A 24,645-nucleotide genomic window follows, 5' to 3' on the forward strand; every position below is an offset into this window, starting at 1 on the left:
CGCGAGGGGCCAACTTGCAGCAAAAAGGCCGTCCCCGCGGGGACGGCCTTTTGCACGTGCGACAGGGAGCCCGCTCAGTTGAGCGCAAGCTCGCTGCGGGCCGGGGCGCTGGTCACGGTGACCGCATCAGCGGCGCGCTCGAAGCGATAGGAGACACCCGAGACACCCGGCAGGCCGAAGGTGGTGCTGTCGCCGTCCTCGAGCCGCATGGCAAGGCGCAGCGGCTCGGCGCCGGCGCGCTCGGTGTAGAAGGCGACGACCTCGATGCCGTTCTCGTCCACGGGCTGGGTGTAGACGGACATATCGACGGTGCCCTCGCGCAGGGTGCCCCCGGCGAGCGGCTCGGAGAGGGTCAGCGACGCGGCGGAAGCAGCCAGCGGCAGCGACATGGGAAGGGCGATGGCCAGGGCGGCCAGGAGGGGAGCTTTGGTCATAACGGACTCTTTCGGGTCTGCGCGGAGCGCTTCGGGAGGGAGGGACCGCGACTCGGGCGGCCAAATATCTGCGACGCAGAATCTCACGAAGGAGAGAGCGGCGAAACCCACGTGACGGAATGCCCGTCATGCAGTGAAATCAACGCCTTAGCGGTATACCATGGGCCACTTTTGCATGCGGAACCCGGCAAGTGTCTAGGAGATCAGGGAAATCCGCGCCCTGCCCTGGCCGGGAGGCCTACCGCAGAAACGACAAGAGCCGCGCGGTTTCCCGTGCGGCTCTCGTGATCCGAAATCAAGAAGGCTTACTTGATCTTGCCTTCTTTGTATTCCACGTGCTTGCGCACGACCGGGTCGTACTTGCGCACGGTCATCTTCTCGGTCATGGTCCGTGCGTTTTTCTTGGTCACGTAGAAATGGCCCGTCCCGGCGGTCGAGTTCAGGCGGATCTTGATGGTGGTCGGCTTCGCCATTCTTCTTCTCCTGCAACGGGGGGGCGAAAGCCGCCCGTGAAATCTCTTGGAGCCCGCCTTTTACCCAGCCGCGGCCCGGAGTCAACAGCTCTCGGGCCGGGAATCGCGAGGAAGACGGATTTTCCCCAAATTCATCCCCAGCGCGCCCGGATCGGGCCGAAGGGAGATCATGCGTGGAGGGCCTGTAAGCCGGATTTTGTCCAGAGCGGGTTGCCCCGCCCCTGTGCGACCATTCCTCTAGGCCGTACGTTGCCGCACGGCTCAAGCTGCCAACCCGGACCCCTCGGGCTGAAGCGGCCCTGCGGCGATATCTCCGAAGAGATCATGCCCCGCGCGGGGTCCCTATTTGGCATTGCTCCCGGTGGGGCTTGCCATGCGGGGCCTGTTGCCAGCCCCCCGGTGGGCTCTTACCCCACCGTTTCACCCTTACCGCCCCGGAGGGCGGCGGTCTCTTCTCTGTGGCGCTTTCCGTCAGGTTGCCCTGCCCGGGCATTACCCGGCACCGATGCTTCAGCGAGTCCGGACTTTCCTCTCCGGCGGTCAACCCGCCGCAGCGGCCGCCCGGCCCTCCACGCCCGGCTCCCATAGGCGGCGGCGCGGGGGCGGTCAAGCATCGGTGCGACTCAGCGCGGAATAGGCAGGCGCATCCACGCGCGGATCGCGGCGCTGAGCGCGTCCGGATCCTCGAGCATCGGCAGGTGGCCGGTGCCGGCGATCATCCGCAGCACCGCGCCGGGGATCAGCTCGGCGAGCACGCTCTGGCGCTTCTCGGGATAGAGCGTGTCCTGCGTGCCGGCGACGATCATCACCGGGATGCGCAGCTTGCGCACCACCGCCTGCTGATCGCGCCGCCGCTGCAACGCCCGCGCCTGCCGCACGAAGACATCGGGGCCGAAGCCCTCGGCCATGTCCCGCACCAGCGCCATGATCTCGTCGCGATAAGGGGTTTCGGCGAGGCTCTCCTCGGGCAGCAGCGCCTCGACCGCTTCTGCGAACTTGCCGGCGCGGGCCTTGATCACCAGCCGGTCGCGCTCGTCGGCCTGCTGCGGTGTGTCGGCGAGGGGCGAGCTTCCGATCAGCATCAGCCGAGTCACCCGGTCCGGTGCGCGGCGCTGCAGCTCGATCGCCACCATGCCGCCGAAGCCGCAGCCCGCCAGCGCGAAGCGGCGCGGCAGCACATCGAGCAGCGTCGAGGCGATCTCCTCGATGCGGTCGCCGAGGTGGACGGGGGCGACCATCACCGCCATCTCGCGCGAGAGGTCGGCGATCTGCGGGCCGTAGAGCCGCGCGTCGCACATGGTTTCCGGCAGCAGGACGAGCGGCTCAGCCATGCTGGCCCCGCCGGATGTCCGGGGTGTCGTTCCGCGCGGCGGGGGCCGCGCGCATGAGATGCGTGAGCTGGGTCACCAAGTCCGTTCTGCCCTGTCGTCAAACCGCGGGACTTTTCGCGGCGCCCGATGCGCCGGTCCCTGCAGTGGGACGTAGACTATATGCCAGAGATTCCCAGCGAAAGCAGGAAGTCACGGCACCGGCGGCGCGCCGCCGCGGATCCCAGCGCAGGGGATCCGGGCGGAGCCGCAGGCGCCTTAGCCATGGCGTGCCGTGACGGGCTTACCGGCCTCCTGCACCGGCACCGCGCCGGTGCCGAGGTGGATCTGCATCCAGACCGCCGCCTCGTCGTAGAGCGACCACTCCCGGCGCAGCCCTTCCGGGCCGAACTCGGCATGGCTGAGGCCCATGACGTGCACCTCGGCCCCGGTTGGCGGGCCGAAGCGGCCCCAACCCTCGTGCCGGCCGGTGAGAGACCAGCGCAGCGCGGCGCGGGGCGGACACCGCGGTTCTTCGGCGCCGATGCGGTGGTGGAGGGTGAAGCTGGCCGTGGGGAAGGCGGCGCGCAGCCCCAGCCAGAAGCGTTCGCCGCCCTCAGGGCCGCGCAGCATCTCTCCACCCGGCAGGCAGAGCCGCGCGGCGGGATCGTAGCGCGCCGGGGCGACCGAGAAGCCACCGCCCATCATTTCTTCGAGCAGCGCGGCATAGGCTTCGCCCCAGTGGCTGTCGCCGCCCTGCCCCGTGTAGGGGCCCTGCACGTCGACCTGCGGACGGAACGGCTGGGTGTCGGGGTCGCGCCCGGAAAGCCGCCAGCGCGCCCAGTCCCGCACGGACAGGCCGAGCTGGCGCAGGATCGCTCCGGTGTCGCGCACCGCCCAGAGATCGGCGACGCGGTTGTCCTTGGCGTGCAGCTCGGCGAGCATCCGGAAGCGCAGGCGCCCGCCGCTTGGGGCGCCAAAGACCCCCTCGCCACCGTGGGTGGCTGAGCAGAGCAGCCGCTGCGCGCCGAGAAGCCCGCGCTGCGGGGTGCCGGTGAAGAGCACGTCCTCGGTCAGCGCCTCGAGGTCCGGCAGGGCCGAGACCAGCTCGAGGACCTCGGCGCGCAGCGCGCCGGGTCCGAAGTCGATGCCGCCGGGGCGGCGCAGGATCACATGGGGATGCCAGAAACGCTCCAGCGCCTGTTCACCGCCGAGGCTGCGGCGCGACCAGACCTGCTGCGCCAGCTGGCGCAGGTAGTCGGCATAGTCCCGGAACTGCGGATCGAAGCCCTGCATGGCCACCTCCCTTGCCGGAGGCAGCCTAGGCACGCGTGGTTAAGAAAGCCCTGCGCGCCGCTCAGTAGCCGCGCCAGCGGAAGGCGCCATCCTCGGCCCTGAGCGGCGAGAAGGGGTTGTGGGCGATCTCCCAGACGTGACCCTCGGGGTCGGCGAAATAGCCGATGTGCCCGCCCCAGTGCACCCCGCCGCCGGGACGCAGGATCTTGGCCCCCGCCGCTTCGGCCGCGGCCATCAGGGCGTCCACCTCCTCGGCCGAGCCGACGTTGTGCGCCAGCGTCATCGCACCGTGGCCGAGCGTCTCGGGGGCCACCCCCATGTCCTCGGCCAGCGCATCGCGGGAGTAGATGCCGATCGCTTGCCCGAGCAGGTCGAAGACCACCATGCCGGGCACGGTCTCGACGCGCTGCCATCCCAGCGCCTCGTAGAAGCCCGCCAGCGCCTCGGGGTCGCGGGCGGCAAGGGTGATCAGGCTGATGCGATGGTCCATGGTCTCTCCTCAGCCGCCGACTTCGACGATGGCGGTCTCGATATGGGTCAGGTTGTCGGGCTCGGAAAAGCGGTGGTCGGCGCCCTTCACGAGGGTCAGCCGCAGGTCGGGGCTGTCGATGTGGTCGAGCAGGCGCAGCGCGGTCTCGCGGGTCACCGCCTCGTCCTCCGTGCCCTGCACCAGCCGCACCGGGAAAGACATGGGCAGCGGGGCGCGCAGCACGAGGTTCTCGCGCCCGTCCTCGATCAGCTTGCGGGTGACGGCATAGGGATCGCCATAGGCCGAGGGCAGGTAGACGACGCCCTTTTCCATCACCTCGGTCCGCTCGGCCTCGGAGAAACCGGCCCAGAAGCCGTCCTCGGTGAAATCCGGCGCGGCGGCGATGCCGACGAATCCGCGCACGTCGCGGAGCCGCTGGGTCAACAGGCTGCCGATCCAGCCGCCCATCGACGAGCCGACGAGGATCAGCGGGCCGGATGTGGCATGTTCGATCACCGCCTGCGCGTCCGCCGCCCAATCCCCGATGCAGCCCTCCTCGAAGGCGCCCCCGGACTGGCCGTGGCCGGAATAGTCGAGCCGCAGGAAGGCACGCCCCCGGGCCTTAGCCCAGGCCTCGAGGTGTACCGCCTTGGTGCCCTCCATGTCCGACTTGTAGCCCGACAGGAAGACCACGGTCGGCCCCTCCCCCGGCGTGTGGACATAGGCGAGGCGGTAATGCGGCATGTCGAGATACTGGGTCATGGGTCCTTGCGGGTCTTGAAGCGGCTGCATGTTTCGGCGCCAAACTGACGCCTCGCCCGGCGCGAGGCAAGGGTCCCGCGCTGGCGGTTTGCCGCCTGCCACACAAAGCCTGTTGGTGCGCAGCCCCGATTGCGGCAAACTGGGCTTCGTATTTTTGCAAGAAGTCCATTTCCAGGAGATTTTGTCATGGCAGGTTTTGCCACCAACTCGGGGAGTCCCCCGCACAGCATCCCCATTACAGCGCATGATATCCTCGGTGCTTTCGAGACGATGCGCGGCGATCTCGGCACCATGCAGCACCCTGCCCCGGCGCAGCAGGTGGAATTCGTCATCGCCAATGACACCGAGCTGACATGGCACCGCATGGGCGACGCGCTGCATGCCGGGGACTGGCTCGAGGCGGCGCTGCCGCCCGAGGTGATCTCGGGCTTTCAGGCGGTAGGCGCCACCGCCGAGAACAGCGCCGGCGGGGTCGGCGCCTCGATCGGCTTCCGCCATGATTTCCACGACGAGAGCGTGGGGCCGCTCAGCGCCTTCTTCATCGTCTTCGGCGCCTGCCCCAAGTCGACCGCGGACCGGGTCGAGCTCTATTCGGGCGTGATGCCCAAGCGGGCGCTCGACAGCATGGCGCATGATGGCAACGAGTTCGTCCTGCGCATCGGCGAGAAGCTGGAGGACCGTGGCGGCGAACGCCGGGCGCAGCACACGCATATCACGCTGGGCGATCTCGACCTGGCGCTGACCGCCACCTATTCCGGCACGGAGCCGGGGGTGGTCGAGCTGGCGATCACCCGCGTCGAAATCTGACGCGCGTCCAGCGGTCAAACAAAAAGGAGCGGGGCCGGGCCCCGCTCCTTTCACATGTCCAGGCGCTGCGGATCAGAGCTGCGCCATGACCTCGTCGGAGGCTTCGAAGTTGGTGGTGACGCGCTGCACGTCGTCGTCGTCTTCCAGCGCATCGACCAGCTTCATCAGCGTCTGCATCGAGTCGAGATCGAGCTCGGTGGTGGTGGTCGGCTTCCAGATCAGCTTGGTCGATTCCGACTCGCCGAGCTCGCCCTCGAGCGCGGTGGCGACCTCGTTCAGGTCCGTGTCGGCGCAGTAGATGACGTGCTCTTCGTCGTCGCTCACGACATCCTCGGCGCCGGCTTCGATCGCCGCCATCATGATGGTGTCGGCATCGCCCGCGGCGGCCTTGTAGATGATCTCGCCCTTGCGCTCGAACATGAAGGCAACCGAGCCGGTCTCGCCGAGGTTGCCGCCGTTCTTGGTGAAGGTCGAGCGCACGTTGGAGGCGGTGCGGTTGCGGTTGTCGGTCATCGCCTCGACGATCACCGCAACGCCGTTCGGGCCGTAGCCCTCGTAGCGGATCTCCTCGTAATCCTCGCCGTCACCGCCGATCGCCTTCTTGATGGCGCGCTCGATGTTGTCCTTGGGCATGGACTGGCTCTTGGCTTCCTTGACGGCGAGCCGCAGGCGCGGGTTCTTTTCGGGATCGGGATCGCCCATCTTGGCGGCGATGGTGATCTCCTTGGAGAATTTCGAGAAGAGCTTGGCGCGCACCGCGTCCTGACGGCCCTTGCGGTGCTGGATGTTTGCCCATTTGGAATGGCCGGCCATGTGGACCCCTTGCCTCGTCTGTCATGTGGAATATCGCGGTCTCATACCCCAGAGCCCCCTGCCCCCGCAAGCCCGGCGCCCCTGTTTTGCAGGGATGCGGGAGGCGCGCCACGAGGCTGACAGTCAGGCCATTGCGCCTCCCTTCCGCCTGCGGGCAAACAGTCCGATCCCTGCGACCGCACCGAGCAGCCCGGAGAAGGCGCCCGGCAGCGGCACCGGCGCGACGGACGAGGCGTCGTAGCCCTGATATTCCAGGCCCAGACTGACCGAGAACATCTCGAACGGATCGCCCGTGAGCGTGTAGGTGTATCCGAGAATGCCGTCCGCGAGATCGTTCAGCAGGGCAGCGCCTGCGTCGATCCGATCCGAGACCGGGCCGAACATGGCAAAGTTGGTGTATGTGTTGTGAGTTGAAGAGGACGACGAGTGACTGATGGTCGATGTTTCCACCGGGAGGGCATAGGTCGCGTCAGACAGGGCGTCACCGGAGGAGAAAACCACATGCGCGGTGTCGTCGATGTTGTCTCCACGGTCCCACGTGGCCTCGGTTTCTCTATAGTAAGCCACGCAGACGTAGGCGTATCCGGTCCAGACGCGGCGAGAGCACCATCTTTCTGAATGGTAACTGGTTCTAGTCTGTCTCCAAACCTCCGGCGTGTATCCTTCGAAAGAAACGAAGGCGGCGATGACCTCGAAGTCGACGTCGTGATCTGCGGCCGCCGTGATCAACTCGGTAAAGTCGAATGCCGAACTGTAAACGCCGCTGGCGGAGTAATAGCTGTCCGTGAAAGTCGCTGTGAGGGCATCTGCGGAGGAGCCCGCTGCGATCAGCGCAGCTGCGCAAATTATTGGCTTCAAAAGCATCATCTACCTCGGAACTCGTAAAAACTCTGAGCGGCCTACCTCTCCCGGCGGTGCTTCGGCGACCGAGGCCACCTCCGCCTCCACCGCGTTCAATGAGAGACATTTCCATCGCAGAAAAACGCTCCGCGATAGAATGATCGGTAAACCCTAATAGAAACTGAATCTCATCCCCAACAGGGCGCGGGCGGCAGTAGCAGCCTTGGCTATTGCCGCCCCCGCCCCGCTCAGAGCGGGAAGAACAGCGGGATCAGCGCCGAGGCGAGGATGCCCATGGTCAGGTTGAGAGGCACGCCGACCTTGAGGAAGTCCGAGAAACGGTAGCCGCCGGGGCCGTAGACCAGCGTGTTGGTCTGGTAGCCGATCGGCGTCGCGAAGCTGCAGGAGGCCGCCACCATCACCGCCACAACCAGCGGCCGCGGGTCGATCCCGAGGTGATGCGCGAGCCCGATGGCGATCGGGGTGACCACCACTGCGACGGCGTTGTTGCTCACCGCCTCGGTCAGGATCGACGTCATCAGGAAGACCGCCCAGACCAGCAGCGGCCCCGGCAGCGTTTCCAGCAGCGGGGCCACCGCCCCGACGATCAGTTGCACCGCCCCCGAGCTCTCCAGCGCGGCGCCGATGGCGAGCATGGCGAAGATCAGCGCCAGCAGCTGACCCTCGACGAAGGAGAACGCCTCGTCGCTGTCGATGCAGCGGGTGAAGAGCACCACCGCCACGGCGATCACGGCGAGTGCGAGGATCGGCGCGACGCCGAGCGCCGCCAGAACGACAATGCCGCCCATGGCGCCGATGGCGACCGGCGCATGGCCACGGCGGAAGGCGCGGGCCGAGGGGCGCGAGACATCGACCAGCTCCATTTCCTCGGCGAGGCGCTTGATGTCCTCGGGCGCGCCCTCGAGCAGCAGCGTGTCGCGACGCGGACCACAAGCTCGTCGATCTTGCGGCCGATGTTCTGGTTCCGCCGGTGCACCGCCAGCGGATAGACCCCGAAGCGGCGGCGCAGGCGCAGCCCGCCGAGGCTGCGGCCGACCATCTTGCAGCCGGGCGAGATCAGCACCTCGACCGTGGTGGTCTCCTTGGCCGAGACCTGGTCGACGCGCTTGAGCGACTTGTTGCGCTGCAGCGACAGAAGCTCGGTCATCTGGGTGCGCAGAACGACGCGGTCACCGACCTGCAGCGTCACCCCCTCGAGGTTGCGACGCAACGACTCGTCGCCGCGCACCACGTCGATCAGCCGCACGCCCTCGCGCTTGAAGAGCTGCACGCCAAGCACCTCGCGGCCGATGAGGTCGCTGTCGGGCGGGATCACCGCCTCGGTGAAGAACTTCATCCGCGAGCGGTCCGAGAGCATGCCCGCCATGGAATGACGTTCGGGCAGCAGGAAGCGGCCCACGACGGTGAGATAGAGCATGCCCCAGGCAACGAGGATGACCGCCAGCGGGGTGACCTCGAAGATGCTGAAGGCCTCGAGCCCCTGCGCCCGCGCCACGCCGTCGACGAGCAGGTTGGTGGACGTGCCGATGAGCGTGGTGGTGCCGCCGAGGATCGCCGCGTAGCTGAGCGGAATCAGCAGCTTGGAGGGCTGCAGCCCGAGCGATTTCGAGATCTGCACGAAGACCGGCAGCATCAGCACGACGACCGGCGTGTTGTTCATGAAGGCCGAGGCGAGGATCACCACCCCCATGATCACCGCCATGGCCTTTTTCGGCCGGCGCTGCACCTGCGCCTGCGCGTAGGTGGCAAAAGTGTCGAGCGCCCCGGTGCGCACCAGCGCCCCCATCACCACGAACATCGCCGCGATGGTCCAGGGGGCCGGGTTCGCCAGCACGCTCAGCGCATCCTTGTAGGGCAGCACGCCCACCGCCAGCAGGAAAGCGGTGCCGCCGATGGCCACCACCTCGGTCGGATAGCTCTCGCGGATGAAGAGCAGGAACATGGCCAGGACCGTGCCGATCGTGACCCAGGCCTGTGCCGTCTGGCTCAGTTCGAAGAAATTCATGCGTGTACGTCGCCTGTCACTGCGCGCCCGAGCTCTTGAAGTGCCGCTCATTCTTAGCGGATACTCCGGCGCTTACAAGAATGCGGCGCGGGCGCGGCTGCACCAGCGCCATGCCTGCCAACATCATGAGCAGCGCCCCCCCAGATCGCCCCGGTGTAGCTCTCGCCAAGGAAGAGCATGGCCCAGAAGAGCCCGAAAAGAGTTACCAGATAGCTGACCTGCACGGCAAAGACCGCCCCTGCCGAGGCAACCACCGCCACGTAGCCCGAATAGGCCAGCGCATGGATCGCCGAGCCGGCCAGGATCGCCAGGTCCGGCGCGCCCCAGGGCGGGCGCGGGTCGATGAACTGGCCGCTCAGCAGCGCCAGCGGCAGGGCGATTGCCGCGCCGAGCGCCGAGGCCCCGGCCAGCAGTTTCACCGGATCGAGCCCGCGCGTGCCCCAGCGGCCGACCACGTTGCCCTCGAGCGCGTAGAAGACCGAGGAAATCAGCGCCACCGGGATCCAGCGCGCCATGCCGGGCTCGGGCAGGCTGGTCTCGGGCAGCACCAGCAGCGCCACCGCCCCCAACCCCAGCGAGAGCCCGCCGAGGCGGCGCCAGGAGAAGCGGTCGTTGCCGAGCACAAGCGCCAGCGGGAAGGTGAACATCGGCACCGCCGAGAGCAGGATCGAGATCAGCCCCGAGGGCAGGTGCACGGCTGCGGTATAAGAGGAGATGCCGGGCAGCACCGTGCCCGCCAGCGCCACGAAGAGCAGCAGCGGCAGGTCGGCACGCGCGAACCGCAGGCTGCGCCCGCGCAGCAGCGTCACCGCACCCAGCAGCAGCGCGCCGAGCGCCAGCTGCCAGAACAGGATGCCGACATGGCGATAGCCCTCGGAAACGGCGGTCTTGGCCAGCGGCTGGCCTGCGCCCCAAAGCGCGCCGACCGCGATCAGCGCAAGAAAGGGCATGGCCGGGCGCATCAGGGGCCGGCCTGCTCCAGCCGCCCGCCCTGGCGCACCATGCGCACCGAGGTCGCCTTGCCGGTGCGGTCATCGGTCTCGACCAGCACGCCCGAGAGCGTCGCCTCGCCGAGCGCCGGCTGGAAGCGGGTCTTGCCCATGCCGGTGACGAAGCGGCGCATCGGCTCCGCCTTGTCCATGCCGATGACGGAATTGTAGTCGCCGCACATGCCGGCATCGGTCAGGTAGCCGGTGCCGCCCGGCAGGATCTGCGCGTCGCCGGTGGGGACATGGGTGTGGGTGCCGACGACGAGGCTGGCACGCCCGTCGCAGAAATGCCCCATGCCCATCTTCTCCGACGTCGCCTCGCAATGCACGTCGACGAGGATCATCTGCGCCTGCCCGCCGAGCGGGTGGCGCCGCAGCACCTCGTCCACCGCCGAGAAGGGATCGGCGAAGGCGCGCTTCATGAAGACCTGGCCCAGCACCTGCAGCACCAGCACCTTGCGCCCGCGGCGGTCGGTGTAGAGCGCGGCGCCCCGGCCCGGCGCCTGCTTGGCGAAGTTCAGCGGGCGGATGATGCGCGGCTCGCTCTCGATATAGGTGAGCATTTCCTTCTGGTCGAAGGCATGGTCGCCCAGCGTCACCACATCGGCCCCGGCCTCGAGAATCAGCTTGGCATGGGCGCCGGTCAGCCCGGTGCCGCTCGAGGCGTTCTCGCCGTTCACAACGACGAAATCGAGTTTCCAGTCTTCGCGCAGGCGGGGAAGGGTCTCGGCGATGGCAGCCCGCCCGGCGCGGCCCATCACGTCCCCAAGAAAGAGTGTTCTCATTTGAGCATGGGTACGCGCGCCGGGCGGGAAAGCAAAGCCCCTTTCGGTCGCGGGGCACTGCCCCGGCGGCGCCCTGGTGGCGGGTTGGGGACCGCCTCCGGCGGGCGTATTTGGAAAGAGAAGACGGGGTGCGTGGTTCTGAGCCCGGGATGTCGCGGCGCTAGTCGCAGCGGAGGGCTGCCTTGGAGCGGGCCTGCGACCAGGGGCCCAGATCGCGCAGATCGAGGCGGCCAGCGACGAGGCGCGCGGCAATGAGGCGGGAGAAATCACCGTCGGCCAGCAGGATCTCGGGGCCGCCGCCGCAGTCGCGCAGACCGCCCGCGAGGTGATCCCAGCCGATGCGGTGGTTGGTCAGCCCGGGCTGCGCGGCGACCTCGCGCAACTGCGGATCGCCGCGGCGGTAGCGCACCACGCGCAGGGTCTTTGCAAGGTGGGGCCGGTCGACATAGGCCAGCTCCAGCGCGCCGTCGCCGTCGAGATCGGCGCCGCCGAGCGGGGCGAGCCAGCGGTGCGCCTGACCGATGAAATCGGTGGCGGCGAGCAGCCCGTCGTGGGTGTAGAGCGCCAGCCGGGCGCCTTTGGAAAGATCGCTCTCGACCACCAGCGCGGCCCAGCCGCCCTCGGGGAGCGGCACGACGCGCGGCGCGATGTCCTCGAAAACGCGGGTCTGCGGCAGGCGCAGGAGCACCGGGCCATCGGGCCCTTCGAGGCGCAGCGCGCCCCATTCCACCGCATCGCCCAGCACGCCGTGATCGTAGCGGGTGGTGGGTTCGGCGTAGCTTGCAGCGGGAGGCGTCTCGGCGCGCGCGGCGCCGAGGGAGAGGCTCAGCGCCAGCCCGGGGACGATTCCCAGGGCCAGCGCCGCAGCGCGCGCGCGGATCAGTCCGCGCGGGGATCCGAGCGCTTGGCTCAGATCTGCTTTTCCGGCATCTGCACGATCAGACCGTCGAGCGCGTCGGTCACCTTGAGCTGGCAGGTCAGGCGCGAGCGGTCGGCGTCGGGCTGGAAGGCGAAGTCGAGCATGTCCTCTTCCATGTCGTCCTTCGGCGGCAGCTTCTCGATCCAGTCGGGGTGCACGTAGACATGGCAGGTCGAGCAGGCGCAGGCACCGCCGCAATCGGCCTCGATGCCCGGAATGTTGTTGTCGCGCGCGCCTTCCATCACGGTCAGGCCGTTCGGAACCTCCACGACATGCTCGGTGCCGCCAAACTCGATATAGGTGATCTTCGCCATCGGCCTTGTCTCCATCATTCGTCAGGGCGCGTTGTAGCCTTCGTACCGGGGGCGGGTCCAGAGGGCTGCACTGTGCTTTCCGTGCCGAAAGCGCGGCCTGCGCCCCGCGGATCACGCGCCGGGCGGCGCCCCGGCCTTCCCCGGCTCCGCGGCAGTTGCTAGGGTCCGCCGCAAAAGACCACCTGAGGCCCGAGCCATGCCCCCGATCCTGCCCCGCGCCTGCCTGCCCGCCCTGCTGGCGCTGCTCGCCGCCTGCGCCGCGCCGCAGGCGCCCGGCGACGAGGCGCCGCTGCCCCCCCGAGCGGGCCGCGGATGGCAGCTGCTGGGCACGCGAGCACATCCCGGCGATCTACGAGCAGGTGCAGGGAGAGGTGCTGGTGGTGCAGGCCGAGATCGCCGAGGACGGCACCGTGCTGCGCGCGCCGATCTACCGCCGCACCAAGGTGCCGAAACTGGTGCGTCCGCGGGGCGAGATGCGCTTCGAGGCGCCCTGCCCGGCGCAGATGACCCCCGAATTCATCGCCTCGGTGCAACGCGCCCTCGCGGCGCGCGGAGAATTCACGGGCGCGGTGTCCGGCGAGATGGATGCCCCGACCCGCGCCGCGGTGCGCCGCTATCAGGCGACACGCGGGTTGGACAGCGCGCAGCTCTCGCTGGAGACAGCCCGGGCGCTTGGCCTTGTCGCGATCGATCTCTCCGAGATCACGGATTCGCCTGGCTGACTCGCAATAGAGCCTGGTTCAGACCCCGCAGGCGGGAGCGTGCCACCCGCTGGCTCCGCAGATTTGGTTAAATTTTAATCACTTGGCGCGGAATGTTTGGGGAATTTCCGGAACGGAAAGAGAACGACTAGGCGAAAATCCGCCGGTTCCGGAGCGGTCACATTTTCTTCGATTTGTTACAAACATTGAGTTTACCATGCTGTCCATCGAGGCCGCCGCGGGAACAGCGGCGCCGAGCAGACCAACAAGATGCCGAGGGACACAATGCGCGTGGAAAACGCCACTCTGACATCGCGCGCCAAGCCGGTTGCCTGCGCGCTTCTTCTGATGATCACCGCCGCCTGCTCCAGCGCACCCGAGATCCAGCGCCTTTCGGATCTCGAACTGAGCCCGGAGCGCCAGGAACTTGCCCTGCGCGAGGCGCAGAAGCTGCAGTCCAACGGCCAGAGGGTCTGGTGCGTTCCCTACGCCCGCAACCTCAGCGGCATCAACATCCGCGGCAATGCCGAGACCTGGTGGGGCCAGGCCAAGAACCTCTACGACCGCGGCACCCAGCCAGCGATCGGTGCGGTCATGGCCTTCAGCAAGACCCGCAGCCTGCCGATGGGACACGTCGCCGTGGTCTCGGAAGTCGTCTCGCCGCGCGAGGTGCTGGTCGATCATGCCAATTGGCACCGCAACCAGATCTCGCTGAAGATGGCTGTCGTCGATGTCTCGCCGCGCAACGACTGGTCCGAAGTCCGTCTCGAGAGCAACCCGGGCGCCTTCGGCAGCATCTACCCGGTCAACGGCTTCATCTACCCCTCGCGTTTCAACTGATCCGCTTTCGGCCGGTCCCTCTTTGGGCCTGTCCCGAAATGACGAACGGCGCGGTCCATGGGACCGCGCCGCGTTGCTTTCGGCAGCTGCCCTGCCCGCGCGCGGGGCAAGGCGCCAGCCTCATTCGTCGTCCACGCAGATCTGCTTCTGGGTGCCGAGTTTCTCGATGCCCAGCTCCACCGTATCGCCCGCCTTCAGGTAGCGCGGCGGCTTGAAGCCGAGGCCGACGCCCGGAGGCGTGCCGGTCGAGATGATGTCGCCCGGCTCGAGCGTGAAGAACTGCGACAGGTAGGACACGAGGAAGGGCACGCGGTAGACCATGGTGGCGGTCGAGCCGTCCTGCACGCGCTCGCCGTTCACCTCGAGCCACATGCCGAGGTTGTCGAAATCGCCCACCTCGTCCGGGGTCACCAGCCAGGGGCCGGTCGGGCCGAAGTTGTCCGAGGACTTGCCCTTCACCCACTGGCCGGCGCGCTCGGCCTGGAATTCCCGCTCGGAGACGTCGTTGATCAGGCAGAAGCCCGCGACGTGATCCATCGCGTCCTCTTCCTTCACGTACTTGGCGGTCTTGCCGATGACGAAGCCGAGCTCGACCTCCCAGTCGGTCTTGACCGAGTTCCGCGGGATGATGATCGGATCGTTCGGGCCACAGATCGCCGAGGTGAACTTGGCGAAGATCACCGGCTCGGGCGGCACATCCATGCCGCTCTCGGCGGCGTGGTCGGCGTAGTTGAGGCCGATGCAGATGAACTTGCGGGTGCCGCCGACGCAGGCGCCGTAGCGCGGCTCACCCTCGACCAGCGGCAGCGAGGCCGGGTCGATCGACTTCAGCTTGTCGAGGTCGGTCAGCACATCGCCCGCGATGTCCGAGACATGGCCCGAAAGGTCGCGCAGCTTGCCATCGGCGTCGATCAGGCCGGGTTTCTCGGCGCCGCGTGCGCCGTAACGTGCGAGTTTCATGGGGAGTTCCTTCTGAAGTCTTAGGTGGTCCAGCCGCCGTCGATGACGTGGGCCTGACCGGTGGTGAAACCGGATTCGTCGGAGGCGAGATAGGCGACCAGCGCGGCCACCTCTTTCGGGTCGCCCACCCGGCCCATCGGCTGGCGGCCGATGAAGGCCTTGAGCGCGCCCTCGTAGTCGCCGGTGTCGCGCAGGCGCTGGTGCAGCGAGGGGCTGTCGACCGTGCCCGGGCAGATGGCGTTGCAGCGGATGCCCTGCGTCACGTAATCGGCGGCGACGCCCTTGGTCAGCCCGACGACCGCGGCCTTGGAGGCCGAGTAGACCAGCCGGTTGACCGGCCCGGTGATCGGCCCTGCGACCGAGGACATGTTGATGATCGAACCGCCGCCGTTTTCCAGCATCCCGGGCAGGAAGGCGCGGATCATCCGGAACTGCGCCTTGGCGTTGAGGTCGAAGGCGAAATCCCATTGGTCCTCGGTGGCCTCGAGAAGCGTGCCCGCATGCACGATGCCGGCGCAGTTGAACAGCACGTCGACCGGGCCGGTCTCTTCGGCAAAGGCCTTGATCGCGGCGCCGTCGAGCACATTGAGCGTCTTGGCGGTGATGCCCGCGATCTGCCCGAGCTCTTCGAGCGCCGCGTCGTTGATGTCGGTGGCGATGACCTCGGCCCCCTCGGCGGCGAAGCGCTCGGCGGTGGCACGGCCTATCCCCTGCCCGGCGGCGGTGATCACCGCCTTCTTGCCGGCAAGTCTTTTTTCCAAATTCATTCTTCCTCCTGGTCCCTCATGCAGCCATCACACCCCCGGCAGGCGATCCCGGCCGATGGGTCCTCTGCCCTCGCGGCGCATCTCCTTGATGCTGCGCGTCCTTTCTATGATGCGCCCGGCGCCCGCGTCCATGTCTTCGGCGCGCCAAGGGCGACGTCCCGACATTGCACGGATCCAGACATGCAGCCCCCCGCACCGTTCCGACTTTGGGCGCGGCTCATTCAAGATGAAAGACCTCTTCGGCCTCGGCCCACCACGCGCCCTCGTCGCGGGTCTCGAGCGGCCGCTGCAGGGGCATGCAAAGCGCCCACCAGTCCTGCGTCACCGGGTCGGCCGCCATCTTGGCCATATCCGCGTCGAAGTCGGTCCCGACATATTCGAAATAGGCAAAGAGCAGGTTCTCGGGCTCCTTGAGAAAGATCGAATAGTTGCGGATGTTGCAGGCGGTGATCATCGCCAGCACCTGCGGCCAGACCGCGGCGTGGAGGCGCTTGTACTCGGCGATCCCCGCGGGATCGACAGCGATGATCTGGCCGTGGCGTTGGGCTGTCATGCGGGCTCCTCGGTGGTGTTGGCGGGGATGCGCACCGGTGCCCACCGTAGTGGACTATTCATATTCGGGGCTATCATTCATATCTAAACTTCTAGTTGACGTGCTGTCAACGCGCCCCGGCATGAGAAAAGGCGCCCCGATTTCCCGAGGCGCCTGACCGCGATCCTTCTGGCTGTCCCCGCGGGGACGGATCCCGGATCAGCCCTCGGTGGCGCGGCGCATCTCTTCCTCGAACTGCACGCGCAGCTTCTTGCGGATCGCCGCGGCGCGCTGGCGTTTCCTTTCAAGTTCGGAGGTGACCTCCAGTGCGGGAACCTCGGCCGGGCGGCCCTCGTCATCGACCGCGACCATGGTGAAGTAGCACGAGTTGGTGTGGCGGCGGCTGCCCTTGCGAATATCCTCTGCCTCGACCCGGATGCCGATCTCCATCGAGGTGCGCCCCGCATGGTTGACCCGCGCGCGGAAGGTCACCAGTTCGCCCACGTTGATCGGCTGCTTGAAGGTCACCTGATCGACCGAGAGCGTCACCGCGTAGCGCCCCGAGAAGCGCGAGGCGCAGGAAAAGGCGACGCGGTCGAGCAGGTTGAGCAGCGCACCGCCGTGCACCTTGCCGCTGAAATTTGCCATGTCGGGCGTCATCAACACGGTCATCTCGAGTTCGCGGGGGTCCATGGCTTGCTCCATCACTGGCCTGATCATCCGAAGCTCAGCGCTATCACAGGGCCGCCACGGGATGCCGCAACTTTCCGACCCGGGGTGGCGGAATCCGCGCCGGGTGGGCAGAGCGGCATCGCCGCACACGCCAAAAGAGCGCGTGACAGAGGGAGTCGCGTTCCGCGGGAGTTCTTCGTCAGCGCCCGTAAGGACGTCCCCACCCCCTCCAGCCAAGAAAGGTCCGGACGTGACCTTTTGGCAACCGGCAGGGAAACCCCGCACATTCCCCCCCGGCTTATCCACGTGGACGCTACGTAAACCTCGGGATGACTCGGTTGAGCGATCTGTGTTTCACCGACATCCTTGGGGGACTGTCACCCCCTCATAAGGAGACCTTCATGGCCCGGATTCTTCTGATCCTTCCCGACCAGGACCAGCGCAGCGCTCTGGATCGCATCCTTGCCGAGGGCGGCCATGATGCCTTTCAGACCGCCACTGCCGTGGATGCCCGGCCGCTGATCGAAAGCGGGCTCTATGATCTTGTGATGCTGGATCCCGAGCTGCCCGACCAGGATGGGTTCGACTTCCTGCGCGACCTGCGCGCGGGCAACAAGCGCCAGCCCATCGTGGTGCTGAACCGCTACGCGCGGGTGGCGACCACGCTGCTGGCCAAGGGGCTCGGCGCGAGCGGCATCCTGACGATGCCCTTCACACGCGGCGAATTCTTCATGACCATCGACGACGCGATCGCCGCCTGAGCGATCACCCCGGAAGGGCTCCCGCAACGCCGGGATTCCCAGCCAAGGCCATTTTCACGAAGTGGGAAAAGTTTCGCGCCCTGCTCCGGAAGGAGCGGGGCGCGTGTACTTAGAGAGACTTGGGCAGAGGCGCGCGGACGAACTCGAGCCCGCAGTGCTTCTGGATACTTGCCGCCTCGAGGGCGTCCATCGTGCCCTTCAGCCGCGCGACCTCCGAGGCATTGGCATCATTGCCCCCGACGAAGAAGGCAGCGGGCCAGAAGAGCGCCATTGCGACACCCGCCGCGACGGCATCGTTCCGCGCCTTGGCGTTCTGGACCTTGAACGCGAGCGCAGACCGCTCGGAAATGCGCAGCGCTTCTTCGGTAACCTGGCTGCAAGAATACGACTGGAACTGTAACGGCGAAACATATTGACCGGAAATATACGCGGATTTGGTCGCGCAGCCCGCGGTTGCGAGGCACGCGGCAAGCCCGAAGGCAGCAAGCTTGAAGCTCATGCGATTGTTCCTTCACCTGACAGTGCGTCAAGAGGGCGGATTTCCGCTCATCAAATCAACCTGGCGTAGATTCATATAGGGACTTCTCGTTTGACGTGTGCCCCAGAGATCACAAAACTTCAAAGTTGATTACTCAATATTTCCATAATGTTAAACGAGGGTAAATTCGCCACCTGGCCGGGTCACCTGGCCCCGGGCGCGGGGGAATCCGGCCAGCTCGGGCAGCAACCTATCCGCGAACCAAGCCCCGCCGCCGACCAGAAGCCCCTGCCCACCCGCACTGTCGACCTTGGAAAGCGCCGCCCGCAGGCAGGTGTCTACTTCGAGCCATTTCTCGACCTGCCGCTACAGGATCGTGCCTCCTTCGCTGCGCCTCAGCTCGAAGTCGGCTTCGAGCTGCAGTATTTTGTGGCTGAGAGCGGGTGATGAAATATTGAGCTTGTCGTCCGCTCTCGGGATGAAGCGTTTCCCGGCGAATTTCACAACCGAATAGATTTCTCTCGAAAATTCAGGCTTGTGCACACCACTCCGGCGGGTGATCTCATTCTTCGCACGCACAGCGCGAATTATTCTTACCCGATCAACTCTCTTCGACGGGTAGGACTCGAGTCATCCAGATACCGGAGCGGTCATGAAAGACGACGATCTCAGGCACCTGCGCGAGACCATTCGCATCGCAAGGGAAAGCCGCGACGCCGGCAACCACCCCTTTGGCGCGACGCTGGTCGGGCCGGATGGCGCGGTGCTGCTGCGCCGGGGCAACAATTACAGCGACGACAAGGGCGTCGGCCATGCGGAGCTGCTCGTCGCGCAGGAGGCAAGCCGTCTCTATGCGCCCGAATTCCTCGAGAGCTGCACGCTCTACACCTCGGTCGAGCCCTGCTGCATGTGCGCCGGCGCCTGCTACTGGGCCGGGATCGGCACGGTGGTCTACGGCATGACCGAGAAGCGCCTTGCGGTGCTGACCGGCGACAACCCAGAGAACCTGACGCTCGACCTGCCCTGCGAGGAGGTGTTCCGCGCCGGCCAGCGCAAGGTCGAGACGCGCGGCCCCTACAGCGAGATAGAGGAAGAGGTCGCCGAAGGGCACCGCGGCTTCTGGCAGTAATATCCACGCGGGTCCGGCCGGTATCGCGCGGTGGGTTAGCTCTCGCCCTCGGGCGCATCGTCGCCCTGCGCGTACTTCCGGCCGAACGCCGTCAGCGCGCCGCGCAGGCCGCGCCCGGCGCGGGCGGCCTCCCTGCGCATGCCACTGGTCTTCGCCTCGATCCGCAGCCGGTTTCTCTGGGTGTCGAGCGCCGGGCCGACCAGGCTGTCGATGCGGGCGCGCAGGCGATCGACGTTCCAATCGGGTTCGGTGAGCACCACGGGGATCGTGTTGGCGGTGGCGCGAGGGTCGGCAATGTCCTGCTGCACGGCGGCGACAACCTCGGTGACGCGCTCCATGGCCTCGGCGGTGAGATGACCCTCTGGGAAGGGCCAGCCGGGCAGCAGAGCGTCGACGCATGAGACCACCACCACCACCGGCGGCATCCGCCGCCGCGGGTCGCCCGAAATGATCTCGCGCAGCAACGCGATGGTGGCGCGGTCGATCTCGCGCGCGGGGCGGTTGGCGCGGATGGTCCAGATGACGAGATCGGCACGGGCCAGCTCCCCGGCAACCGTCCGAGCCAGCCTGTCGGAGCCGTCGAGCCCCGGCATGTCGAGAAGCATCGTCTCGACCCCGTCGAAATCCGTGGGATAGGTCTTGGGCGCGTCGGTGGTCGGGATCACGTCGACCTCGGCCAGGTCGGCGCCGAGCAGTGCGTTGACGAGGCTCGACTTTCCGGCGCTGATCTGCCCGGCGACGGCGATGCGCAGCGGCATGTCGCTGGCCGCCAGCCGCGCCCGGTCGAGGTCGCTGGAGGCAAGGCCAAGGTCGAGCAGCTCGGAGTCCGAGAACCGCAGTCGCCCGGAATAGAGCTCGACCGCCGCCGCCGCGACTTCCTCGAGCAAGAGCGCCTGCAGGATGGCCGTGCCCTCGCTGGTGACAAAGGACGAATGCCCCTCGGCGATGACCCCCTCGATCTCGCGCAGCACGGCGGTGGGCAGGGATTTGACCGCGCGGATCACCCGCCAGGCGTTCCAGCCGTGTTTCTTGACCTTCCAGGCGACGTCACGGCGCTGCCAGAGCCAGAGCAGCGTGCCGACCGAGATGCTGTCCGAAAAGGGCACCTTGTCGCGGATGTCCGAGCGCAGGCGCACGGCGACGCGGTCGATGAGCAGGAGCGCCTCGGGGACGGTGAAGTCGAGCACCCCCTTGTCGCCCTTGCCCGAGGCCGCCGCCACTCGCTGCACCACCTCCTGCGCGATTGGCTGCAGATCTTCCCAGGGCAGCGGGCTCGCGGTTCTCTCCTCGATGTAGACCTGCGCCGCCTCGAAGGCGCCGATCTCGCGCTCGCCCCAGGCGGGATCGACCCGGGCGTGCAGCTGGTCGGGTCGGGGCGCTGCGCCAGCCGCGCGGCCGCGCATCCATAGCCGCAGCAGCCGGATGAGCGCGACCAGCCCGCCAAGCGAGATCGAACCGACGATGAATTCGATGAGCCAGCCGTGCTCGATCATCCAGGCGAAGCCGGCGAGCATCGCCGCCACGAAGGGCAGCGCAAGCGCGGCGACCGCCAGCAGCCGGTCCCAGCGCAGCAGCGCCGGGCGGAGGCGCTCAGTCAGCTTCATCCGAGGACCTCCTGAAGGCGCGCTGGTAGACCTTGCGCAGTTCCTCCTCGCTCGGCGCCCTGCCCTGCGCGCTGCGGTAGAGGAAATAGGCGGCGGCCCTGCCGAGCGCATAGGTGGTGGCAAAGCTGATCGCCCCGGCGGTGGCGGCCCCCACCGTCTGGCCGTAGACCGGGATCAGCTTGGCCAGCTCGCGCAGGCCGAAATTCGTGGCATAGCGCGCGCCGATGCTGAGCCCCATTGTGCTGAGGAAGGCCGCGCCGACCTTGCGGTCCCATGTCACCCCGTAGCGCAGCCCCAACTCGTGCAGCATCTTGAGCTGCGTGGCGGGCACAGCGACCATGCCGACCACCGGCGCGAGATCGCTGGTAAGCGCCACCCCAGCATAGGAGAGCACGCAGCGCTTGTGCTTCTCGAACTCGATCTGTTCGGCATCGCTGGCACGGGTCTTCTCCAGCAGAAGGCCCGCCGCCGGCAACGCCTCGAGCAGGTGCCCGCGCAGCGCGTCGAGCCCCTCGACATCGCTCGCCTCGCTCGGCGCCAGCGTGAGGCTGACCGCGGGAAGCGCCCGCCCCGCGGCGCGGCTCATGCGAGCGGCGATGGTGCGCTCGGGCGCGTTCGCGGGCGTCCGGGTCGGTCACGAGGTCCTTGCCGGTGAGCACGAGGATGGCACGCATCCCGGCCTCCGCCCGGACGATGTCCGTCAGGGCGTCGGCCACCATGCCCTGCACCGGATCATCGAGCCGGCAGACCACCAGCAGCACGTGGCTGCGGTCGCGGCAGGCGGCGAGGTCCTCGGTCGGGTCATAGCCCGCCTCGCCCAGCCCGCGGGTGTCTAGAAAGCGCACAAGCGGCTGCCCGGGCGGGAAATCGTAGCTGCGCGCGGAGCGCGTGCAAGGCTGGAAGCCGTCCCCGATCTCGGCGTAGGACTGCTCGGTGAGGGCGCAGACAAGCGAGGATTTTCCCGCACCGGTCTTGCCAAGCAGCCAGACGACGGGCAGCACGATCTCGTCGCTCTCTTCGGCCGGGAAACGTCTGGAGCGTCTGAATATCCGGTTCAGCATCCTGTATCCGATCTGCGGCCTGCCTCGTCCGCCTTGGGTGAATGGTCCGTCAAAAAGCCCCCCAGTTCAACATGACCCGTCAGCCCCCGAGGCACCGGACGCCGCTGCGGCGCGCGGCTCACGGTACCGAGACGATCATTTCCTTGCCTTGACCGCCCGGGGGGTGCTTGTCACTTGAAATGGGGTATTTTCTCGGCGGGACCAGCTTCGGGCCCCGGTTGTCCCGGCAGGCAGCTGCGCACTCCGGCAGGGCATCCGGACCGTAAGCGCGCTGCGCATCGGGGTTCGGGCGCGCAACACGTGCGCGGAGGCGTGCCGTTGGACGCCTTGATCGGCGTCAGCCGGCTGACGCCGGACACGACCCGCCGCGTCGCCGGTGTCGCGGAGATCATGGCTCACGGCGGCCTGCACAGGAAAAAACGCCCGCTCGACTGCGTCGCCGTCCCCCATCGCGCGGATTTCACCCCGGACTTCATGGGTGGGGCCTTTGGCCACTTCAATTGAGAGCCGGCACTGCATCTGCATATGGCCCGGGTCGCTTGTTGGGTTCAGCTCAATCTCACACGGCAAATGACCCCGTGACCATGCTCAGAGCATGCGGGAGACCATCAGCAAAACAGGGGGCGGAAAGTGGGGCACTTACGGGGGCATTTCTACCGCCCTCGGGCCGGAAGTCTCGTAACTTCGGTATGTTAGGTGTGATGTTCGGTTAAGATTGGAATCTGACACGTTCTCAAGTGATTGATCCAGAATCTTTTTCTTTTTGGGCGTCACAACCAACTTGGAGCTTTTTCCGGGGAAGACTGGAACCTCCGCGCTATGGCTCCTCAAAGCCCATGAAACTGTGGCTCAGATCGCAGTCTTGCCCGAATAACACTGACTGGGCGCAAACGTGGATTAAAGTCCCCTGACAGGGTGCCTCGCGCAGCCGAGCACGGCACCTCGCCCTATCGTACTACCAGAAATGCCTTCGCCCTGCCGCGTAAGCGACAGGGCGAGATTTCACTTGTATTCACGTTGGATAAGGCGGACAGGTCTCTTGACCTGATGAGCACGGGACCAACCTAGTAGTGCCCGCGAAAGCCTTTGAAGTTTAGAGGCTTAGAATGTTCTCCCGGTCGAACACCCGTGCATCGCTTCCTGAAATCACGGGGCTAAGCTGCGAAGCTATGACCAGCGCCGTCACTTCTCTGGGCGTTCGCCCGAGGTGTTGGGCAGCAGTCTTTGGTGTTTGGAACCTCGCTAGGAAGGCCTCATAATCGTCGCAGGTTATGAACTCCGCGGCGTTTCGAAGCCCATTGGGTCGCCGACGATCTACATGGAGCAGCCCAGCTGCAACCACTTGGCGAAGCTCTCGGCTGCTCAGGGCCAAACGCTTACGCACCTCCTCCAACGTCAAATCGGCACGCTGTTGACGGCGTATCGCAGCGAGCAGTTCTTTATGGCTAATTCTCAGCCCAGCGAGTCCGATCTCGGTCGTAACGATGTAGGAACCGGGCAGCTCTCCCGCCTCAAGAAAGCGCAGAATTTGGCCCGCGGGGCACCGCAACACAAATGATGCATGCGAGAGGCTGATCATATCTTTGCGGAGGGCATGACCGGGTTGGAGGATCACCAGAGCTTTTATTCGGTTGAGGAGATTATCCAGCATATCAGCGCTGAAACGCGGTTTCTTGAAGGCTTTGGTCGTAATCGGTGTAATCACCCTTTCAGAGACGAGGCCTTCGAACAACGTGATGCCGACACCCAGGAAGTTTGCGCCCTGCTCTGCCCCGAAGCTCTCGGCCAGCGCTTTTATGTGCATGGTGCACGCTTTGAGGCGTACCCTGACATCAAGGCCGACCGGAACTCTTCCGTTGGGCAAAAGGTCATCAAGGATCAAGGTGCGCCTAACCCATTTGCGGGATCGGTCCGTGGTCTCGGCGATCTTCTTGATGCACGCATCAACCTGCACTTCGGGCGGGGCGTACTGGTGTCTGGACAATAGGCAGTAGTCGCCTTGATCCTTGATAAGGCCGAGCATGATGTCGCGAAACGCCCGCCGCTCGTCCTGCATCGAGGCCTGCAGCGCCCAACCGTGAAACCATGTCTTGCTGAGCCGCGTCGAATGCCGTCCGAGCGCTTGATCGACCTCATCAAGCAGCTTCGCGTGCCCAGCACGGGTGACCGAGAAGCCCAGATCGATAAGTTCGCGCCGCGTTGCGAGCGGTGATGCATCGGGGCGTAAGGTGCCTTCGGCGATAAACGCGCCCAGTCCCAGGCACCAACGTTCCAGGGTGTCGATCTGGATATCAGGCAACCAGTCCACCATCTGGGTGTTCTGCTCAAGCCGCTCGAGAGCCACGCTTTCAAAGACCGACAAGGCTTGCTGCTGAACTCGCTCCTCCAGGCTATGTAGCCATCCTTCCGCCAGTTCAGCACGAAGCACATGGTCATAGCAGGTCGTGTAATCTGCGTAAGGTAGCTCAATCAGTGCGATTTTATGGCGACTGCAACAACTCATGAAGCGGGGCAACCATTCCCAACGGACCGCGCAGCCGTCCAAGTGGCCATCGGCCAACGACAGATCCTCCCGCCAGCAAATGGGGCAGATGGCAAGATCGTGTTTGCGGATGGACCGGCTCAGAAAACGATGCCCATGAAGCTCAGTGTATTTCTCACTGATCTTGTGGGGACTGTTTAGGATCATGTCTGTGCCGGATGAGCCGGTGAGCGCCGCCAACGCTTTAAGTTGTTGCGGATCACCAGCACAGATCGCCGCCTTGCCGACCCCCATTGCAGTGCAAAACTCGGCAGTGGACCTTGAAGCGTTTGCCGAAGCGTTACGCGACAGGGTCGAGAATGCTGGCTCGCCCTCCTTGGCGGCCAAGGCGACGGGGAGCGCAGAGACCTGTTGTAATTGCACG

Annotated in this window: 27 protein-coding genes, 1 other RNA gene and 2 pseudogenes; 7 read left to right on the forward strand and 23 right to left on the reverse strand. The window is 66.4% G+C overall.

Going from position 1 to position 24,645, the window contains the following annotated elements:
- Window positions 1-74: 74 nt before the first annotated feature.
- The 7 genes from CLG85_RS16115 to CLG85_RS16145 form a co-directional block, all read right to left on the reverse strand.
- Entirely contained in the window at window positions 75-434 is a 360-nt protein-coding gene (locus CLG85_RS16115) for a hypothetical protein (protein WP_224844725.1), read from the reverse strand.
- A gap of 305 nt (window positions 435-739) precedes the next feature.
- The gene (rpmG, locus tag CLG85_RS16120) at window positions 740-907 is read right to left on the reverse strand and encodes a 50S ribosomal protein L33 (protein WP_007799108.1); all 168 of its coding nucleotides are present in this window, start codon (window positions 905-907) and stop codon (window positions 740-742) included.
- Between the two features lie 169 nt (window positions 908-1,076).
- Window positions 1,077-1,480: RNase P RNA component class A (rnpB, locus tag CLG85_RS16125), an RNA gene on the reverse strand.
- Window positions 1,481-1,530: 50 nt separating this feature from the next.
- The gene (locus CLG85_RS16130) at window positions 1,531-2,238 is read right to left on the reverse strand and encodes an alpha/beta fold hydrolase (RefSeq protein WP_095883864.1); all 708 of its coding nucleotides are present in this window, start codon (window positions 2,236-2,238) and stop codon (window positions 1,531-1,533) included.
- Window positions 2,239-2,493: 255 nt separating this feature from the next.
- Window positions 2,494-3,510, reverse strand: a complete 1,017-nt coding sequence (locus CLG85_RS16135) for an ester cyclase (RefSeq protein WP_260349601.1) — start codon at window positions 3,508-3,510, stop codon at window positions 2,494-2,496.
- Window positions 3,511-3,571: 61 nt separating this feature from the next.
- Window positions 3,572-4,000 (reverse strand): VOC family protein, encoded by a 429-nt coding sequence (locus tag CLG85_RS16140; protein ID WP_095880839.1) that lies wholly within the window; start codon window positions 3,998-4,000, stop codon window positions 3,572-3,574.
- A 9-nt stretch (window positions 4,001-4,009) separates the two neighbouring features.
- Window positions 4,010-4,741: an alpha/beta fold hydrolase gene (locus CLG85_RS16145; RefSeq protein WP_095880840.1), complete on the reverse strand. Its 732-nt coding sequence runs from the start codon at window positions 4,739-4,741 to the stop codon at window positions 4,010-4,012.
- Between the two features lie 186 nt (window positions 4,742-4,927).
- Here CLG85_RS16145 and CLG85_RS16150 point away from each other — a divergent pair, with 186 nt between their 5' ends.
- Window positions 4,928-5,548 (forward strand): hypothetical protein, encoded by a 621-nt coding sequence (locus CLG85_RS16150; RefSeq protein WP_095880841.1) that lies wholly within the window; start codon window positions 4,928-4,930, stop codon window positions 5,546-5,548.
- 72 nt (window positions 5,549-5,620) lie between these two features.
- On the opposite strand, the gene CLG85_RS16155 is transcribed toward CLG85_RS16150, so the two are convergent.
- The 7 genes and pseudogenes from CLG85_RS16155 to CLG85_RS16185 form a co-directional block, all read right to left on the reverse strand.
- A complete protein-coding gene (locus tag CLG85_RS16155) occupies window positions 5,621-6,361 on the reverse strand; it encodes a YebC/PmpR family DNA-binding transcriptional regulator (protein WP_095880842.1) in 741 nt (246 codons plus the stop codon).
- A gap of 123 nt (window positions 6,362-6,484) precedes the next feature.
- Window positions 6,485-7,228, reverse strand: coding sequence for a hypothetical protein (locus CLG85_RS16160; protein ID WP_095880843.1), 744 nt, complete (start codon window positions 7,226-7,228; stop codon window positions 6,485-6,487).
- 221 nt (window positions 7,229-7,449) lie between these two features.
- A pseudogene (locus CLG85_RS16165) lies at window positions 7,450-9,227 on the reverse strand (SLC13 family permease).
- 53 nt (window positions 9,228-9,280) lie between these two features.
- The gene (locus tag CLG85_RS16170) at window positions 9,281-10,177 is read right to left on the reverse strand and encodes a DMT family transporter (RefSeq protein ID WP_311735004.1); all 897 of its coding nucleotides are present in this window, start codon (window positions 10,175-10,177) and stop codon (window positions 9,281-9,283) included.
- Window positions 10,178-10,188: 11 nt separating this feature from the next.
- On the reverse strand, window positions 10,189-11,001 hold the full coding sequence (locus tag CLG85_RS16175; RefSeq protein WP_092429610.1) for a TIGR00282 family metallophosphoesterase: 813 nt from the start codon (window positions 10,999-11,001) through the stop codon (window positions 10,189-10,191).
- A gap of 160 nt (window positions 11,002-11,161) precedes the next feature.
- Complete coding sequence (locus CLG85_RS16180; protein ID WP_311735005.1) at window positions 11,162-11,746, reverse strand: VCBS repeat-containing protein; 585 nt, start codon at window positions 11,744-11,746, stop codon at window positions 11,162-11,164.
- 164 nt (window positions 11,747-11,910) lie between these two features.
- Window positions 11,911-12,234, reverse strand: a complete 324-nt coding sequence (locus CLG85_RS16185; protein ID WP_224844739.1) for a 2Fe-2S iron-sulfur cluster-binding protein — start codon at window positions 12,232-12,234, stop codon at window positions 11,911-11,913.
- A 359-nt stretch (window positions 12,235-12,593) separates the two neighbouring features.
- On the opposite strand from CLG85_RS16185, the gene CLG85_RS16190 reads away from it, so the two are divergent.
- Together CLG85_RS16190 and CLG85_RS16195 are read left to right on the forward strand one after the other, a co-directional pair.
- The gene (locus CLG85_RS16190; RefSeq protein ID WP_260349603.1) at window positions 12,594-12,956 is read left to right on the forward strand and encodes a peptidoglycan-binding domain-containing protein; all 363 of its coding nucleotides are present in this window, start codon (window positions 12,594-12,596) and stop codon (window positions 12,954-12,956) included.
- A 264-nt stretch (window positions 12,957-13,220) separates the two neighbouring features.
- Window positions 13,221-13,775 carry a CHAP domain-containing protein gene (locus CLG85_RS16195; protein WP_176476645.1) on the forward strand — a complete coding sequence of 185 codons (555 nt, stop codon included), beginning with the start codon at window positions 13,221-13,223 and terminating at the stop codon, window positions 13,773-13,775.
- 120 nt (window positions 13,776-13,895) lie between these two features.
- Here CLG85_RS16195 and CLG85_RS16200 read toward each other — a convergent pair whose 3' ends face one another.
- The 4 genes from CLG85_RS16200 to CLG85_RS16215 all read right to left on the reverse strand — a co-directional run bounded on the left by CLG85_RS16200 (window position 13,896) and on the right by CLG85_RS16215 (window position 16,727).
- Window positions 13,896-14,735 (reverse strand): fumarylacetoacetate hydrolase family protein, encoded by an 840-nt coding sequence (locus CLG85_RS16200; RefSeq protein ID WP_095883066.1) that lies wholly within the window; start codon window positions 14,733-14,735, stop codon window positions 13,896-13,898.
- Between the two features lie 20 nt (window positions 14,736-14,755).
- Window positions 14,756-15,502, reverse strand: a complete 747-nt coding sequence (locus tag CLG85_RS16205) for an SDR family oxidoreductase (RefSeq protein ID WP_260349604.1) — start codon at window positions 15,500-15,502, stop codon at window positions 14,756-14,758.
- Between the two features lie 217 nt (window positions 15,503-15,719).
- Complete coding sequence (locus CLG85_RS16210) at window positions 15,720-16,055, reverse strand: L-rhamnose mutarotase (RefSeq protein ID WP_095883064.1); 336 nt, start codon at window positions 16,053-16,055, stop codon at window positions 15,720-15,722.
- Window positions 16,056-16,253: 198 nt separating this feature from the next.
- Window positions 16,254-16,727 (reverse strand): acyl-CoA thioesterase, encoded by a 474-nt coding sequence (locus tag CLG85_RS16215; protein ID WP_095883063.1) that lies wholly within the window; start codon window positions 16,725-16,727, stop codon window positions 16,254-16,256.
- Window positions 16,728-17,107: 380 nt separating this feature from the next.
- On the opposite strand from CLG85_RS16215, the gene CLG85_RS16220 reads away from it, so the two are divergent.
- On the forward strand, window positions 17,108-17,467 hold the full coding sequence (locus CLG85_RS16220) for a response regulator (protein ID WP_176476643.1): 360 nt from the start codon (window positions 17,108-17,110) through the stop codon (window positions 17,465-17,467).
- Window positions 17,468-17,576: 109 nt separating this feature from the next.
- Here CLG85_RS16220 and CLG85_RS16225 read toward each other — a convergent pair whose 3' ends face one another.
- Complete coding sequence (locus CLG85_RS16225; RefSeq protein ID WP_095883061.1) at window positions 17,577-17,966, reverse strand: hypothetical protein; 390 nt, start codon at window positions 17,964-17,966, stop codon at window positions 17,577-17,579.
- A 631-nt stretch (window positions 17,967-18,597) separates the two neighbouring features.
- Here CLG85_RS16225 and CLG85_RS16230 point away from each other — a divergent pair.
- On the forward strand, window positions 18,598-19,074 hold the full coding sequence (locus tag CLG85_RS16230) for a nucleoside deaminase (protein WP_224844749.1): 477 nt from the start codon (window positions 18,598-18,600) through the stop codon (window positions 19,072-19,074).
- A gap of 35 nt (window positions 19,075-19,109) precedes the next feature.
- Here CLG85_RS16230 and CLG85_RS27775 read toward each other — a convergent pair whose 3' ends face one another.
- Both CLG85_RS27775 and CLG85_RS16240 read right to left on the reverse strand, forming a co-directional pair.
- Complete coding sequence (locus CLG85_RS27775; RefSeq protein WP_375796931.1) at window positions 19,110-20,678, reverse strand: GTPase family protein; 1,569 nt, start codon at window positions 20,676-20,678, stop codon at window positions 19,110-19,112.
- On the reverse strand, window positions 20,665-21,264 hold the full coding sequence (locus CLG85_RS16240) for a YcjF family protein (RefSeq protein ID WP_260349605.1): 600 nt from the start codon (window positions 21,262-21,264) through the stop codon (window positions 20,665-20,667). Before CLG85_RS16240 ends, CLG85_RS27775 begins: the two co-directional genes overlap by 14 nt.
- A gap of 10 nt (window positions 21,265-21,274) precedes the next feature.
- Here CLG85_RS16240 and CLG85_RS16245 point away from each other — a divergent pair, with 10 nt between their 5' ends.
- Window positions 21,275-21,514 (forward strand): hypothetical protein, encoded by a 240-nt coding sequence (locus CLG85_RS16245; protein WP_260349607.1) that lies wholly within the window; start codon window positions 21,275-21,277, stop codon window positions 21,512-21,514.
- Here CLG85_RS16245 and CLG85_RS27780 read toward each other — a convergent pair.
- Window positions 21,464-21,739 (reverse strand): annotated as a pseudogene (locus CLG85_RS27780) (GTPase); the annotation flags it as partial. The gene CLG85_RS16245 and the pseudogene CLG85_RS27780 overlap by 51 nt on opposite strands.
- 318 nt (window positions 21,740-22,057) lie before the next feature.
- On the opposite strand from CLG85_RS27780, the gene CLG85_RS16250 reads away from it, so the two are divergent.
- Complete coding sequence (locus CLG85_RS16250) at window positions 22,058-22,243, forward strand: hypothetical protein (RefSeq protein ID WP_095881159.1); 186 nt, start codon at window positions 22,058-22,060, stop codon at window positions 22,241-22,243.
- Between the two features lie 589 nt (window positions 22,244-22,832).
- Here the strand turns inward: CLG85_RS16250 and CLG85_RS16255 are convergent.
- A complete protein-coding gene (locus CLG85_RS16255; RefSeq protein ID WP_176476496.1) occupies window positions 22,833-24,644 on the reverse strand; it encodes a TniQ family protein in 1,812 nt (603 codons plus the stop codon).
- Window position 24,645 lies beyond the last annotated feature (1 nt).

Source organism: Alloyangia mangrovi, assembly GCF_002300555.2.
Lineage (GTDB): Bacteria > Pseudomonadota > Alphaproteobacteria > Rhodobacterales > Rhodobacteraceae > Salipiger > Salipiger mangrovi.

Coding starts and splice junctions, on each gene's coding strand:
- CLG85_RS16140 (WP_095880839.1), bottom strand. CDS start 4,000: ATGGACCATCGCATCAGCCTGATCACCCTTGCCGCCCGCGACCCCGAG.
- CLG85_RS16195 (WP_176476645.1), top strand. CDS start 13,221: ATGCGCGTGGAAAACGCCACTCTGACATCGCGCGCCAAGCCGGTTGCC.
- CLG85_RS16150 (WP_095880841.1), top strand. CDS start 4,928: ATGGCAGGTTTTGCCACCAACTCGGGGAGTCCCCCGCACAGCATCCCC.
- CLG85_RS16135 (WP_260349601.1), bottom strand. CDS start 3,510: ATGCAGGGCTTCGATCCGCAGTTCCGGGACTATGCCGACTACCTGCGC.
- CLG85_RS16245 (WP_260349607.1), top strand. CDS start 21,275: ATGGTGCGCTCGGGCGCGTTCGCGGGCGTCCGGGTCGGTCACGAGGTC.
- CLG85_RS16145 (WP_095880840.1), bottom strand. CDS start 4,741: ATGACCCAGTATCTCGACATGCCGCATTACCGCCTCGCCTATGTCCAC.
- CLG85_RS16240 (WP_260349605.1), bottom strand. CDS start 21,264: ATGAGCCGCGCCGCGGGGCGGGCGCTTCCCGCGGTCAGCCTCACGCTG.
- CLG85_RS16175 (WP_092429610.1), bottom strand. CDS start 11,001: ATGAGAACACTCTTTCTTGGGGACGTGATGGGCCGCGCCGGGCGGGCT.
- CLG85_RS16200 (WP_095883066.1), bottom strand. CDS start 14,735: ATGAAACTCGCACGTTACGGCGCACGCGGCGCCGAGAAACCCGGCCTG.
- CLG85_RS16160 (WP_095880843.1), bottom strand. CDS start 7,228: ATGATGCTTTTGAAGCCAATAATTTGCGCAGCTGCGCTGATCGCAGCG.
- rpmG (WP_007799108.1), bottom strand. CDS start 907: ATGGCGAAGCCGACCACCATCAAGATCCGCCTGAACTCGACCGCCGGG.
- CLG85_RS16225 (WP_095883061.1), bottom strand. CDS start 17,966: ATGAGCTTCAAGCTTGCTGCCTTCGGGCTTGCCGCGTGCCTCGCAACC.
- CLG85_RS16130 (WP_095883864.1), bottom strand. CDS start 2,238: ATGGCTGAGCCGCTCGTCCTGCTGCCGGAAACCATGTGCGACGCGCGG.
- CLG85_RS16230 (WP_224844749.1), top strand. CDS start 18,598: ATGAAAGACGACGATCTCAGGCACCTGCGCGAGACCATTCGCATCGCA.
- CLG85_RS16210 (WP_095883064.1), bottom strand. CDS start 16,055: ATGACAGCCCAACGCCACGGCCAGATCATCGCTGTCGATCCCGCGGGG.
- CLG85_RS16220 (WP_176476643.1), top strand. CDS start 17,108: ATGGCCCGGATTCTTCTGATCCTTCCCGACCAGGACCAGCGCAGCGCT.
- CLG85_RS16215 (WP_095883063.1), bottom strand. CDS start 16,727: ATGGACCCCCGCGAACTCGAGATGACCGTGTTGATGACGCCCGACATG.
- CLG85_RS16185 (WP_224844739.1), bottom strand. CDS start 12,234: ATGGCGAAGATCACCTATATCGAGTTTGGCGGCACCGAGCATGTCGTG.
- CLG85_RS16115 (WP_224844725.1), bottom strand. CDS start 434: ATGACCAAAGCTCCCCTCCTGGCCGCCCTGGCCATCGCCCTTCCCATG.
- CLG85_RS16205 (WP_260349604.1), bottom strand. CDS start 15,502: ATGAATTTGGAAAAAAGACTTGCCGGCAAGAAGGCGGTGATCACCGCC.
- CLG85_RS16155 (WP_095880842.1), bottom strand. CDS start 6,361: ATGGCCGGCCATTCCAAATGGGCAAACATCCAGCACCGCAAGGGCCGT.
- CLG85_RS27775 (WP_375796931.1), bottom strand. CDS start 20,678: ATGAAGCTGACTGAGCGCCTCCGCCCGGCGCTGCTGCGCTGGGACCGG.
- CLG85_RS16170 (WP_311735004.1), bottom strand. CDS start 10,177: ATGCCCTTTCTTGCGCTGATCGCGGTCGGCGCGCTTTGGGGCGCAGGC.